We start from the raw sequence: 13,252 nt of genomic DNA, 5'->3' as shown, positions 1-13,252 counted from the left end.
TATTTTGTACATTTGTAATGTGATAAAGCAATTTTTACATAAAAGTTTTTCAATACTATTAGCATTACTTGTATTGTTTTCAACCGTATCTTTTACTGTTGAAAAACATTTTTGTGGTGATGTTTTAGTTGATGTTTCTGTTTTTTATGAAGCCCAAAAATGTGATATGGGTTCTAATGGAATGCAACAGGAAACTATTAAGAAAAAGTCATGTTGTAAAGATGAAATAGAAGTAGTAAAAGGTCAAAATGAATTAAAATTCTCTTCATTTGAAGATTTACATTTTGAACAACAACAGTTTATTACATGTGCATTCTATGCTTATATTAATTTATTTGAAAGTATAGAAAGACAATGTATTCCTCATAAAGATTATTCACCTCCCAATTTGGTTGCCGATATTCAGGTGTTAGACCAAGTTTTTATTATTTGAGATATAGATTTTTTGATTCCCTTGAATAAGGGAATCTCTTAAGGTTTTCCGTTTTCAAGGAAATCAAAAAAAGAATCTTAAACATTCAAATAAAATTTCAAAATGAAACGTACATATACAGTTACAGGTATGACCTGTAATGGTTGCAGAACATCTGTTGAAGATAAACTTAACGCGTTAGAAGATGTTATCAACGCAACCGTAAATTTAGAAAATGCAGAAGCTACTGTTGAAATGACTAAGAATATTTCGGAAGAAACATTGCAAAAAACACTTTCCGATAAATACACTATTTCAGAAAATAGCATATTTCAAAAAGTATCTAATATAAAAACAGAAGAAAAAAACGATTTAAAACAATTGTTTCCTTTGTTCTTAATTTTCGGTTATATCATTATAGTATCCGTTTTATTAAATAATAAGCCGTGGGATGCTAGCAGTTTTATGCTCGATTTTATGGGATTATTCTACATTGTTTTTAGCTTTTTCAAGCTTTTAGATTTAAAAGGTTTTCCAAAATCTTTTAAAATGTACGATCCCTTAGCAAAAGTACTACCAGTGTACGGTTGGGTCTATCCGTTTATTGAAGTTACTCTTGGTGTTATGTTTTTAATGCGTATACAAATTTCAATAGCCCTAATAATTACTTTAATCGTTTTAGGAATTACAACCATTGGAGTAACAAAAGCATTGCTTGATAAAAAATCGATTCAATGTGCTTGTTTAGGAACCGCTTTAAAACTTCCCATGACTAAAGCAACTTTTATTGAGAATAGTATTATGATTATTATGGCAATTATTATGCTACTTAAAACCTACAATTAAAATGAAAAAAATATTATATATATTATTAATGCTTCCTGCTGTTTTTAATTCGCAAGACAAAATAGGCGGAATGATTATGGAAGCAAACGATAAAAACGAGCATATAGGATTAGCAGGCGCTAATGTCTATTGGCTTAATACATCTATTGGAGTTGTTACCGATATAGATGGCAAATTTTCAATTTCTTATTCAAAAGAAAACACAAAACTGGTTATAAGTTATGTGGGTTTTAAAACCGATACTTTAACTATTAGAGAACCAAAAATGGTACATCATTGGTTGCAACCAACCGATAATTTAGATGAGGTAACAGTAACTTCTAGAAAACAAGCAACTTCAAAATCGTATATGCAAGCTACCAATGTTTTTACTGTTAGTAGTGATGAGCTGTTAAAAGCAGCATGTTGTAACTTGTCTGAAAGTTTTGAAACCAATCCTTCCATCGATGTTAATTTTGCCGATGCTATTTCAGGAACACGACAAATTAAAATGCTAGGATTAACAAGTCCGTATATTTTAATTGCTACAGAAAATATTCCATCCATTCGTGGTGCTTCACAAGCTTTCGGATTGAGTTTTATTCCGGGTACTTGGGTTAGTAGTATTCAAATAACAAAAGGCGCAGGGAGTGTGGTTAATGGATACGAGAGTATTGCGGGACAAATAAATGCAGAATTGATTAAGCCAACAACCGATGATGAATTGTTTTTAAATGTTTATCGAGCTGGAAATGGACGGTTAGAATTAAACACACATATTAATACTAAAGTGAGTGACAAATGGCATTCTGGTTTATATATTCATGGAAATATTAGGAAAAAAAAGAATGATAATAATAATGATTCATTTCTTGATATGCCATTACAAAAACAGGTGAATTTAATGAACCGTTGGCAATACACAAATGCAGAAAAAGGCTTTATGAGTTTTATAAATTTTAAATTTTTAAACGATGAAAAGCAAACAGGGCAGCTTGATTTTAATCCAGAGACCGATAAATTAACAACAAACCATTGGGGAGGAGAAATAGATACGAGGCGTTACGAAGTTTCGGCTAAGTTAGGTTATGTAAACCCTGAAATTCCATACCAAAGTTTGGGTATTCAAACAGCATTTAGCAGTCATAAACAAACATCTTATTTTGGATTAAATCAATACGATATTACTCAAAATAGTTTGTATACTAATGCTATTTATAATTCTATTATTAGCGATTCTAGGCATAAAATAAAAACTGGTATTAGTTATACTTACGATCATTATGATGAGTTTGTAAATACGGTTTCCTATGAAAGAACAGAATATTCTATTGGCGCTTTTTTTGAATACAATTATGATAATTTAGATAAATTAAACCTAACAGCGGGTGTTCGTGTAGATAATCATAATTTATTAGGAACCTTTGTAACACCTAGATTGCATGTGCGTTATACACCTTGGGAGAAATCGGCTTTACGAGCTTCGGTTGGTCGCGGAAAACGAAGTGCTAATATTTTTGCAGAAAACCAAAATATGTTTTCAACCTCAAGAGTTATTAATATTGTGAATAGCGGTGGTCCTGTTTATGGGTTAGATCCTGAAATTGCTTGGAATTACGGTGTGTCTTATCTGCAAGGGTTTAATTTATTTGGAAGAAAAGCAGATATTACTTTAGATTATTATAAAACAGATTTTCAAAATCAAGTGGTTGTAGATAATGAAAACCCACAGGAAGTTAGTTTTTATAATCTGGACGGAGAAAGTTATGCTAATAGTTTTCAGTTTGAGTTTAATTATAATGTTTTTCAGCATTTCGATTTACGTATGGCATATAAATATTATGATGTGCAAACGCAATATAATTCTGGAAAGTTAGAAAAACCATTAATTCCAAAACATCGATTGTTTGCTAATGCATCCTATGAGACACCTATTAAAGAAGGCGCTAAACAATGGAAGTTTGATGCAACTTATAATTGGTTGGGAAAACAACGTTTTTCATCAACAGCATCAAACCCTCTTCAATATCAATTAGCTGTAAATACACCAACATTAGCAACCTTAAATGCGCAAGTAACAAAAGTATTTTCTCCTAAGTTTGAAGTGTATATAGGTGGTGAAAATATAACTAATGTGAGACAAAATAATCCTATTTTAGGAATCGATAATCCTTTTGGTTCGAATTTTGATTCTACATTTGTGTACGGACCGATTTTTGGAAGTAATTATTATGCAGGATTAAGATTTAAGATAAAATAAAAATTAAAAAACAATAAATACAAACAGATGAAAAAAATACTAGTAATTGCAATTATACTAATAGGAACAGCAACATTTGCACAGAACAAAAATGCAAAAGCAACTATGGAAGTTGATGGTGTTTGTTTAATGTGTAAAACTAGAATTGAAAAAGCATGTCTAAACACAAAAGGGGTAAAATCTGCTGTTTGGAATGTGAAAACTCATGAATTAAAATTAATTTTTGATGAACGCAAAACAGATGTTAAAACCATTAAAAATAGCGTGGTTGCCGTTGGTCATGATACAAAAGAATTAAAAGCGACAGATGAGGCGTATGCATCAGTACATCCATGTTGTAGGTATAGAAGTGAAGAGGTAAAAGATGATCATAAAGAGGTTAAGGAGCATGAAGAGAATGATGCTAATAATCATTAAGAAACAATAATTTTAAATTTGAAAAGCCCAAACAATTTGTTTGGGCTTTTCAAATTTAAAATATATTTTTAGTTTTAGGTCTTGAGTTTTGATGTGTTAGCAAAGTGTTAATTATCAATTATTTAATTTGATATTCTGTATATTAGTAGCTTATGCTTTTTGTTAACTTCAAATAATTATAAATGAAAAATATTTTAACCATTATTTCATGTTTTTTTACAATAACAATTATGGCTCAATTAGAATCTGTAAAAGCTGGTGCCTATAAATGGGCAGATCATCCAGTAAAAGTAGGAGAGGATAGAGAATCTAGAAAAATACTAGAAGGTGTATCTCCTCATTTCGAATATCTAGAAATCCATGCTACCACTCAATTCCCTGGTGCAAAACCAAGTACTGCTCATGCAAATGATGATATAGAAGAATGTATTATTGTAAAAGAGGGATTAATGAAAGTTACTCTTGAAGGTAAAAGTACTGTTTTGGGTGTGGGAGGTGTTTTTTTATTGATGCCGCAACAAATGCACTCACTTCAAAATATTGGAGATACCAATCTTACTTATTATGTAATGCGATTCAAGTCTAAAAAGAAAATGAATATTGAGAGGGGAGAAACCTCTGGAGGTTCTCTTTTGTTAAATCCACAAAACTTGGTTTCTAAACCAAGTTCTCGTGGCGCTAGACGTGCTTATTTTGATAGATCAACTGCTATGTGTGAACGATTTGAAATGCATGTTACTCGTTTAGATTCTAAAGGACTCAGTCATGATCCTCATGAACATGTTGAAACAGAAATGATTTTAGTACTATCTGGAGAAACAGAAATGATGATTGAAGGTAAAAACTATACTGGTATAACAGGCGATTTTTATTTTACGCCATCTCAGTTGTTTCATGGTATTAGTAATGCATCTGATAAGCCATGCTCTTATTTAGTTCTTAAGTGGAATTAATTACTTGTCATTATTTCTTAAAAAATTATATTAATTAATGTTTTATTTTATAACTAATTTACAATACTATGTTTTCTAATTTTACTAAACTGACAATTACTTGTTTATTATTAATATTTTGTACTATGTTTTCATGTAAGAAGCCAACAAAAAAAGATGTTGTTGAAAAACCAGATTATGTTTCTTTGGTTAAAAACGATTCGTTAAATAAACTTGATGTTTTTATTGAAGGAAAATATTTTACATCTTATATGTATGTTGACAGTATTTTGAGAAAACCTGTGCTTTTTCCAATTTTTACAGCTAGTGAAAAAAGGATTACTCGTGGGTTTCCTATAGCTCCAAATCCTCTTGAGCGTATGGATCATCCTCACCATTATGGACTTTGGTTTAATCATGGTGTTGTGAATGATATTGATTTTTGGAATAGTGCCGTTATACCCAGACATCCTAATGTGCGTTACGGAAGAATAAATCATGTAAAGTTTCTAAAAGTAAAGTCTGGAGATGTTGGTACTTTAGAAATTGAAAAAGAATGGCGTAGTGATATTGAAGAACTTATTATTAATGAAAAAACACAATATGTTTTTAGTGGCGATGAAAATAAAAGAATAATTACTTTCACTACCACCCTTACTGCACCAGAAGTTGACGTGTTATTTACAGATTCTAAAGAAGGTATGTTTGCTATGAGAATGAGAAGAGAATTAGAAATAGCTTCTGATAAGCCTGCGGCTCTTTTTGATGATAAACAGGTTGCTGCTGAAAGTGCTGTACTTAACAATGAAGGCGTTTCTGGTCACTATAGAAATAGTAATGGTTTGGAAGGTTATCCTGAAGTTTGGGGTAAAAGAGCTAAATGGATGCAGCTCGCAGGTTCTGTTAATGGAGATAGTATTTCAGTTTGTATTTTCGATTCTCCAAAAAACCTTAATCATCCGCCTCATTGGATGACAAGAGATTATGGATTATATGGCGTTAATCCTTTTGGTAGTAATATATACACTGAAGGTAAAGAGCAATTTAACTATACATTAAAAAAAGGAAAGTCTACAACTTTTAAATATCAAGTAGTTATTATTGATGGAGAATATCCTAAACTTGAAAATATTGAAGCTATTTATGAAGATTTTATTTCAGAAAACAAATAGAATATTTATAATGTCTGAGTCGTAAATGGGTTCTAATTATGTAACTTATATTTTATTATAAGTAAGAAACAGAATTAATAATAGATCTTTTGTTTTAATTCTGTTTTTTACTTTTTCATCATGTTTAAAATTAAAACATTAATCTTCCTTTTATTTATTTGATTTTTTTTGAATAAATAGTCTTCCCATTCTACTTTTTTAGATAACATTATTTCGTCTGTATGCTATTTGCTATATGGGCTTAATAAGTAATATTATACAATCGTTTATTTTTATAAATTTATATTTATAAAATAATATCAAAATTATATATTAACACAATCGATTGTTTTTTATCTTTGTTTTCTTTTTTTGCCTAAATAATTGTCAATTTCGTATTTTATTAGCTTTTAAACTACTTTTTATGAAAAAAGGATTTTTTTTAATTGCAGGAGTAATATGCTCCTTATTTTATTATTCATGTAGGCTTCGATCAGAAGGGAAGCCTGATAATCCCATTAATCCAGAAACTCGTGCCGACTTAAAGTTAATACAAGATGGTTATAGTTTTACTGAGGGGCCTACTGTAGATAAAAAAGGAAATGTATTTTTTACAGATCAGCCCAATGATAAAATTTTTAGATGGGATGAGCAGAGTGGAGATGTATCCTTGTTTTTAGAAGGTACAGGTCGTTCTAATGGAATGGCTTTCGATAGAGATGGTAATATAATTGCTTGTGCTGATATGCACGGTGAATTGTGGAAAATATATCCTGATGGTACTCATGATGTATTGGTAGATAATTATAATGGTAAACTATTAAATGGACCAAATGATGTTTGGATTAATCCTAAAACAGGCGGTATTTATATTACAGATCCAATGTTTCCAAGACCGTATTGGGAGGCATCTGATCCAAGAACGGCTAACAGTTGGCCTCCAACACATTCAGAGCAAGGTTCTGGTATAGCAGGACATGTATATTATTTAGCTCCCGGTAGTAGCTCATTAGTTAGAGTAACACCAGAGGATGGAATATGGAGTCCAGATGATTCGTTTCCTAATGGTGTAGTTGGTACTCCTGATGGGAAAAAATTGTATGTAAATAGATGGACAGGTGATAACATGGGAGGTACATTTGTATTCGATATTAACTCTGATGGTACGCTTTCTAATATCGAAAAGTTTGTAGATATGGGAGGAGATGGTATGTCAATGGATGAGCTTGGGAACGTATATATAAGCAATGGTTTTGGTGTTGTTGCTTTTAATAAAGAAGGACAAGAAGTTCTTCGTGTAGATACTGGAGGCGGTGCTACCAATAATGTTTTTGCAGGTAGAAATGAAAAAATATTATTTATTACGGGGCCAAGAGATAGGGTGCAGTCAGTAAAAATGAATGTAAAAGGTGTTGAAAAATTCAAACATAATTAAAAACGATAATTGTACTTAATAACAAGTAGTAAGAAAATAAAAACGCTTCGAGAAAAATTTATTCTGGAAGCGTTTTATATTTTATAAGATTTTTTTCTTACATCATTCCTGGCATACCGCCACCTCCCATTGGAGGCATAGCAGGAGCATCTTCTTTAATGTCTACTAAAGCACATTCAGTAGTAAGAATCATTCCAGAAACAGAAGCAGCGTTTTCTAAAGCTACACGTGTTACTTTCTTAGGATCGATAATACCAGCTTTAAGCATATCTACATAAGTATCAGATTTCGCATCAAAACCAAAATCTTTTTTGCCTTCAAGAATTTTGTTTATAACTACAGAGCCTTCGCCACCAGCATTTTCAACAATAGTACGTAAAGGCGCTTCGATAGCACGTGCTACAATTTGAACTCCAGTTGTTTCATCTAAATTATCAGTAGTAAGTTTTTCTAAAACCGATTTAGCTCTTACTAAGGCAACACCACCACCAGCAACAATGCCTTCTTCAACGGCAGCTCTTGTAGCGTGTAAAGCATCATCAACACGGTCTTTTTTCTCTTTCATCTCAACTTCACTAGCAGCACCAACATAAAGAACAGCAACACCACCAGCTAATTTAGCTAAACGCTCTTGTAGTTTTTCTTTATCGTAATCGCTCGTTGTTGTTTCAATTTGAGCTTTAATTTGGTTTACTCTTGCTTTAATGTCTTTAGCAACGCCAGCACCGTTTACAATAGTTGTGTTGTCTTTGTCAACAGTAACTGTTTCAGCAGTACCTAACATGCTTAAGTCAGCATTCTCTAAAGTAAATCCGCGTTCTTCAGAAATAACAGTACCACCAGTTAAGATAGCAATATCTTCTAACATAGCTTTACGTCTGTCTCCAAAACCTGGTGCTTTTACAGCAGCAATTTTAAGACCTCCACGTAATTTATTAACAACTAAAGTTGCTAATGCTTGTCCGTCTACATCTTCAGCAATAATTAATAAAGGACGACCAGACTGAGCAACTGGCTCTAGTATTGGAAGAATTTCTTGTAAGTTAGAGATCTTTTTATCAAATAATAAAATGTATGGATTCTCTAAATCGGCAATCATTTTATCAGCATCTGTTACAAAGTAAGGCGATAAATAACCTCTATCGAATTGCATGCCTTCAACTACGTCTACATAAGTATCCATACCCTTAGCCTCTTCAACAGTAATAACCCCTTCTTTACCAACTTTACCAAAAGCAGTAGCAATTAGTTCGCCAATAGTATCATCATTGTTCGCAGAAATAGCAGCTACTTGTTTTATCATTTCTGATGAGTTACCTACTTTTTTAGCTTGTTTTTCTAAGTCAAGAGTAATAGCGTCTACAGCTTTATCAATACCACGTTTTAAATCCATCGGGTTTGCGCCAGCAGCAACGTTTTTTAAACCTTCTTTTACAATAGCTTGTGCTAAAACGGTTGCAGTAGTTGTTCCATCACCAGCTAAATCGTTGGTTTTAGAAGCTACTTCTTTAACCATTTGTGCGCCCATGTTTTCTAAAGCGTCATCAAGTTCAATTTCTTTAGCTACAGAAACCCCATCTTTTGTTACTTGAGGTGCTCCAAAACTTTTTCCAATAATGACATTACGTCCTTTTGGACCTAATGTTACTTTAACAGCATTTGCTAATGCATCAACACCACGTTTTAAACCGTCGCGAGCTTCAATATCAAATTTTATATCTTTTGCCATAATATCTTTTGTTTTATTATTTCCGCGAAAGCGGGAAACTTGTTTTAATTAAAATCTAGTTTGTTTCGTTAAATTTCCGCCTACGCGGAAATGAAAAAGAAATATTTTAAATAATCGCTAGAATATCACTTTCTCGCATAATTAAATAATCTGTTCCTTCGAGTTTAAGCTCTGTTCCTGCATATTTACCATACAAAACAGTGTCGCCAACTTTTACCGTTATAGGTTCGTCTTTAGTGCCTTTTCCGGCAGCAACAACAGTTCCTTTTTGAGGTTTTTCTTTAGCGTTATCTGGAATAATAATTCCTGATGCTGTTTTAGTTTCAGCGGCAGCAGGTTCAATAAGAACTCGGTCTGCTAATGGTTTAATGTTTAAGCTCATTTTAATATTACTTTTATTTAATTAAATTATTATTTATGTGTAAGCTAGAAGCTAAAAATGTGCCAATGATTAATAACTGACAAACTTGCAGAAACAAAAAATGCCAACTGATATAGTTGGCATTTTTTGTATTTATAAAGGTTGTTAATTACTTAACACTATCTTTTATTGTTACAGCACCATTTGCTGTGTTAGCAGGTGCGGTTGGTAAAGGTTGTGTACTTGTTGCATCAGAATCTAATGCTTTAGAATCTATGCTATCAGAACCTTTGTTTATTGCAATATTAGAAAGTAGTATTAATACTAATAATAATGTTGCTAAAGTCCATGTGCTTTTGTCTAAAAAATCTGTGGTCTTTTTTACACCACCTAATTGTTGAGTGCCTCCGCCTCCAAAAGAAGAAGATAACCCGCCTCCTTTAGGGTTCTGTACCATGATTACTACGATTAGCAAAAATGCTACTGCAACTATTAGAATTAAAAATATTGTAAACGTACTCATTATTCTTTGTTATTATGTTCTTGTAATTGTTCTACTGCCTTAATTTGGTTTGCAAAGAAACTACTTTTTTCTGGATATTTCAAACTTAAAATTCTATAAGATTGAATTGCTTTTTTATAGTTTTTTTGTTCTACATATATACGAGCTAAAGTCTCGGTCATTAAAGACTCTGGTTGTATCATTTGTGCTTTTGCAAGATTACCTTTAGATGACGCAGGTTTTTTGGGGTTTATTTTAGGGTTTTTAGTAATGAATTTATCAATTAATTCAAACTTTTTGGCTTTGTCTTTAGATTTAGGAGTAGTTTCTTCTTTGTTAATTTTTGGTTGTTCTTCAATTCCTTCTCTAGATATGGGTTTGTAGTTAGCTATTTTTAACCATTCATTAAAAGAGTGGGTTTCTCTTTTTTCAAATTGAAGAGGCTTTCCTAAGTTTAATATATCGGATGTAGAAGCTTCTTGTGTTTTTGTTTCTTCAGTAGCGTTTTCTATAGATTCAGATTCATCTAAAATAAAAGATGGTATTGGGCGTTCTTCTTTTGCTTTAAATAAAGCTGGGTCTAAAACGCCGTCTGTGTCTTTTATTTGTTGTCTTAATTCATCGTCAATGGTGATGCTTTTGTTTATTGAAATGTCTTCAATATCAACATCAATGTCTTTTAAATGTGCCGTATTTTTTTTGATGAATTGTGAGATTTCATTTTGAATGAATTCATCAGAAGTAATAAAATCAAATAGAATACTTCTATCAGTTGTGTATGCAGCGGTAGTTTTAAGTTCTTGATTGTATTTGAAACTACTCTGATTTTTTAATCCTTTAAGATAAATAGCTCGTGCCGATTGAAAATAAGGAAATTCATCAATAATAGATTTAACACCGTCAGTTTGTTGATGTGTTATAGCTTGCGGATTTTGAAGTATATATGTAAAATCTATTTGATTCATTGACTAAGTCAAATTTAATGTATTTTATTTTTTAATTACCACTTTGCTAATGTAGCATTAAAAATATCTTGTGTTAAGCGTTCAAAAATTTCTTCGTGCGCTGTTGTTTTTTGGCTACCAATTAATTGTGCGCTTCCATTATAATCATAAAAAAATGAAAATGATTGCTCTAAATCGTCCTCTTCTTTTTTTCTATTATAAAATCTAACTTTTACACTAATTGTTAATCTGTTTTGAGCTGCTGTGTTTTGCGAGGTTGAAGTAGTTGGAGAAATTCTGTAATCGGTTATTTCACCTTCATAAACTAAATCGCCATTTGATGGAACTAAGTTTAAATTAGTTTGATTTTGAATTAAATCTTCTAACGAAAGTTTGAAATCTCTTTCTAATCCAGGTTCAACTAAAAGTGCATTGTTTTCAAAACGATTTACTTGATAGGTTTTAACATCGGCAGGAATTGATGCTCCTGTAAAAGAATAGAATCCGCAGCTAGTCAGTAAAAAGCTGAAAACTAAAAATAAAAAGTAAAAAAAATAGTTTTTCATATTAAAAGACACTTTGATTATGCTCAGTGTGATATTTAATTAATAATATAACAACGAATGGTTATTAGTTTTGTTGCGTTTTTAATGCTTATTTTTAAAGACCATATTGTTTTATCTTCCTGTACAATGTACGTTCACTAATTCCTAGTTCGGCAGCTGCTAATTTACGCTTTCCGCTGTGACGTTCAAGTGATTTTTTTATTAATTCTAATTCTTTATCGTGTAATGAGAGTGTTTCTTCTTCTTCAATCTCTTCGGCAAAATGGTATTTATCTTGAATATCTATAACATCATCAAGGTTTGATGAATGTTCGGGTATTGATATAACTTCAGTGTTTTCTTGAGGTTCTTCAAAAGTAGTTGTGGTTTCTTCATCATTGCCATAAATTTTCTGAATAAGACCTTCATGATCTTTTTCAACATCTTTTATGTTACCTGTTTTCATAAGTTCCATGGTAAGCTTCTTTAAATCGCTAAGATCACTTTTCATGTCAAACAAGACTTTATATAAAATTTCGCGTTCGCTACTAAAATCGCTTTCAGATTTAGAAGTTTTAATAACTGCAGGTAAATTAGTATCTGATGTTGGTAAATAACCACTTAACGTATCTGCGCTAATGGTTCTGTTTTGTTCTAAAACAGAGACTTGTTCGGCAATATTACGTAACTGACGAATATTTCCGCCCCAGCGATGTTTTAAAAGCACCTGTATAGCATTATCGGTAAGTTTAACCGTTGGCATTTTGTATTTTAAGGCGAAATCGCTAGCAAACTTTCTGAATAGTAAATGAATATCTTCTTTTCGTTCGCGTAAAGGTGGTAAATGGATATCTACAGTACTTAATCTGTAATATAAATCTTCACGAAATTTTTCTTTTTCAATAGCTTCAAACATATTTACGTTTGTTGCTGCAACAATACGTACATCTGTTTTTTGAACCTTACTCGATCCTACTTTTATGAATTCGCCATTTTCTAAAACACGCAGTAAACGCACTTGAGTTGTTAGAGGTAATTCGCCAACTTCATCTAAAAAAATAGTACCACCATCTGCAACTTCAAAATAACCACTTCTGGTTTGAGAAGCACCTGTAAAAGCACCTTTCTCATGTCCAAAAAGCTCACTGTCAATCGTGCCTTCTGGTATGGCTCCACAGTTTACAGCAATATATTTATTGTGTTTTCTGTGAGATAATTGATGTATTATTTTAGGAATACTTTCTTTTCCAACACCGCTTTCTCCAGTAACCAGTACCGAAATATCGGTAGGAGATACTTGAATCGCTTTTTCAATAGCACGATTTAGTGATGGTGTGTTTCCAATAATACCAAAACGTTGTTTTATAGCTTGAATTGATTCCATTAATTTTTAATTTTAATTCTCAATATATTCAGAAATTCCGCTTTCATCTTTATCTCCTAACCATTCCCAATTAAGTTTTAACTTTATCTTATTTAGTTTTGTTAAACTTATTTCAGCAATTGCTTTTCCTGCTTTTAATTCATTTTCTGTTGTTATACATTGGTATAACATATTGAGTGTGTTGTTTTTTAAAGTGGCAATTATTTTTCCGTATTTAATAGTTCCACCATAATAATCAGCTGTAATTAAATTACCTTCTTGTTTGTATTTAAAAATAGTTTCAGAATTAACTTTTCCATTTTCAGTGTTTTCTATTAAAGAAAATGTTTTATTATCAAAGTTAAATTCTTTCATT

At 31.6% G+C, this 13,252-nt stretch carries 14 protein-coding genes; 7 read left to right on the top strand and 7 right to left on the bottom strand.

The genetic code is table 11. The features are described 5' to 3' along the window. Positions 1–19 precede the first annotated feature (19 nt). The 7 genes from ACH5TW_RS07565 (at position 20) to ACH5TW_RS07535 (ending at position 7,432) form a co-directional block, all read left to right on the top strand. On the top strand, positions 20–433 hold the full coding sequence (locus tag ACH5TW_RS07565; RefSeq protein WP_439335899.1) for an HYC_CC_PP family protein: 414 nt from the start codon (positions 20–22) through the stop codon (positions 431–433). Between the two features lie 102 nt (positions 434–535). Further along, positions 536–1,258 (top strand): heavy-metal-associated domain-containing protein, encoded by a 723-nt coding sequence (locus tag ACH5TW_RS07560; RefSeq protein WP_439335898.1) that lies wholly within the window; start codon positions 536–538, stop codon positions 1,256–1,258. A gap of 1 nt (position 1,259) precedes the next feature. Then, a complete protein-coding gene (locus ACH5TW_RS07555; protein ID WP_439335897.1) occupies positions 1,260–3,497 on the top strand; it encodes a TonB-dependent receptor in 2,238 nt (745 codons plus the stop codon). A 27-nt stretch (positions 3,498–3,524) separates the two neighbouring features. Beyond that, positions 3,525–3,914: a heavy-metal-associated domain-containing protein gene (locus tag ACH5TW_RS07550; RefSeq protein WP_439335896.1), complete on the top strand. Its 390-nt coding sequence runs from the start codon at positions 3,525–3,527 to the stop codon at positions 3,912–3,914. A 182-nt stretch (positions 3,915–4,096) separates the two neighbouring features. Then, entirely contained in the window at positions 4,097–4,867 is a 771-nt protein-coding gene (locus tag ACH5TW_RS07545; protein ID WP_439335895.1) for a cupin domain-containing protein, read from the top strand. A 125-nt stretch (positions 4,868–4,992) separates the two neighbouring features. Next, complete coding sequence (locus tag ACH5TW_RS07540; RefSeq protein ID WP_439335894.1) at positions 4,993–6,018, top strand: DUF6807 domain-containing protein; 1,026 nt, start codon at positions 4,993–4,995, stop codon at positions 6,016–6,018. Between the two features lie 403 nt (positions 6,019–6,421). After that, positions 6,422–7,432 carry an SMP-30/gluconolactonase/LRE family protein gene (locus ACH5TW_RS07535; protein WP_439335893.1) on the top strand — a complete coding sequence of 337 codons (1,011 nt, stop codon included), beginning with the start codon at positions 6,422–6,424 and terminating at the stop codon, positions 7,430–7,432. A gap of 97 nt (positions 7,433–7,529) precedes the next feature. On the opposite strand, the gene groL is transcribed toward ACH5TW_RS07535, so the two are convergent. From groL to ACH5TW_RS07500, 7 genes are all read right to left on the bottom strand, one after another. Next, positions 7,530–9,161, bottom strand: a complete 1,632-nt coding sequence (gene groL / locus ACH5TW_RS07530) for a chaperonin GroEL (RefSeq protein WP_439335892.1) — start codon at positions 9,159–9,161, stop codon at positions 7,530–7,532. Positions 9,162–9,267: 106 nt separating this feature from the next. Continuing rightward, positions 9,268–9,543 (bottom strand): co-chaperone GroES, encoded by a 276-nt coding sequence (locus ACH5TW_RS07525; RefSeq protein WP_042498021.1) that lies wholly within the window; start codon positions 9,541–9,543, stop codon positions 9,268–9,270. Positions 9,544–9,691: 148 nt separating this feature from the next. Continuing rightward, entirely contained in the window at positions 9,692–10,045 is a 354-nt protein-coding gene (gene secG / locus ACH5TW_RS07520) for a preprotein translocase subunit SecG (RefSeq protein WP_439335891.1), read from the bottom strand. Further along, the gene (locus tag ACH5TW_RS07515; protein WP_439335890.1) at positions 10,045–10,989 is read right to left on the bottom strand and encodes a DUF8458 domain-containing protein; all 945 of its coding nucleotides are present in this window, start codon (positions 10,987–10,989) and stop codon (positions 10,045–10,047) included. The genes secG and ACH5TW_RS07515 overlap by 1 nt, the downstream gene beginning before the upstream one ends. Before the next feature lie 35 nt (positions 10,990–11,024). After that, on the bottom strand, positions 11,025–11,534 hold the full coding sequence (locus ACH5TW_RS07510) for an LptE family protein (RefSeq protein ID WP_439335889.1): 510 nt from the start codon (positions 11,532–11,534) through the stop codon (positions 11,025–11,027). A 94-nt stretch (positions 11,535–11,628) separates the two neighbouring features. Beyond that, complete coding sequence (locus ACH5TW_RS07505; RefSeq protein WP_439335888.1) at positions 11,629–12,897, bottom strand: sigma-54 interaction domain-containing protein; 1,269 nt, start codon at positions 12,895–12,897, stop codon at positions 11,629–11,631. A gap of 12 nt (positions 12,898–12,909) precedes the next feature. Beyond that, positions 12,910–13,251 (bottom strand): avidin-fold protein, encoded by a 342-nt coding sequence (locus ACH5TW_RS07500; RefSeq protein ID WP_439335887.1) that lies wholly within the window; start codon positions 13,249–13,251, stop codon positions 12,910–12,912. Position 13,252: the final 1 nt, after the last annotated feature.

Origin of the sequence: Thalassobellus sediminis, from assembly GCF_044386045.1 — a bacterium.
GTDB classification, from domain to species: domain Bacteria; phylum Bacteroidota; class Bacteroidia; order Flavobacteriales; family Flavobacteriaceae; genus Thalassobellus; species Thalassobellus sediminis.
This window is presented reverse-complemented; position numbering and strand designations above follow the sequence as displayed.

Excerpts from the sequence above, each read along its gene's own strand:
- ACH5TW_RS07550 (WP_439335896.1), top strand. The coding sequence starts at position 3,525 with ATGAAAAAAATACTAGTAATTGCAATTATACTAATAGGAACAGCAACA.
- ACH5TW_RS07555 (WP_439335897.1), top strand. The coding sequence starts at position 1,260 with ATGAAAAAAATATTATATATATTATTAATGCTTCCTGCTGTTTTTAAT.
- ACH5TW_RS07505 (WP_439335888.1), bottom strand. The coding sequence starts at position 12,897 with ATGGAATCAATTCAAGCTATAAAACAACGTTTTGGTATTATTGGAAAC.
- ACH5TW_RS07525 (WP_042498021.1), bottom strand. The coding sequence starts at position 9,543 with ATGAGCTTAAACATTAAACCATTAGCAGACCGAGTTCTTATTGAACCT.
- ACH5TW_RS07560 (WP_439335898.1), top strand. The coding sequence starts at position 536 with ATGAAACGTACATATACAGTTACAGGTATGACCTGTAATGGTTGCAGA.
- ACH5TW_RS07540 (WP_439335894.1), top strand. The coding sequence starts at position 4,993 with ATGTTTTCATGTAAGAAGCCAACAAAAAAAGATGTTGTTGAAAAACCA.
- groL (WP_439335892.1), bottom strand. The coding sequence starts at position 9,161 with ATGGCAAAAGATATAAAATTTGATATTGAAGCTCGCGACGGTTTAAAA.
- ACH5TW_RS07535 (WP_439335893.1), top strand. The coding sequence starts at position 6,422 with ATGAAAAAAGGATTTTTTTTAATTGCAGGAGTAATATGCTCCTTATTT.
- ACH5TW_RS07510 (WP_439335889.1), bottom strand. The coding sequence starts at position 11,534 with ATGAAAAACTATTTTTTTTACTTTTTATTTTTAGTTTTCAGCTTTTTA.
- ACH5TW_RS07515 (WP_439335890.1), bottom strand. The coding sequence starts at position 10,989 with ATGAATCAAATAGATTTTACATATATACTTCAAAATCCGCAAGCTATA.
- ACH5TW_RS07500 (WP_439335887.1), bottom strand. The coding sequence starts at position 13,251 with ATGAAAGAATTTAACTTTGATAATAAAACATTTTCTTTAATAGAAAAC.
- secG (WP_439335891.1), bottom strand. The coding sequence starts at position 10,045 with ATGAGTACGTTTACAATATTTTTAATTCTAATAGTTGCAGTAGCATTT.
- ACH5TW_RS07545 (WP_439335895.1), top strand. The coding sequence starts at position 4,097 with ATGAAAAATATTTTAACCATTATTTCATGTTTTTTTACAATAACAATT.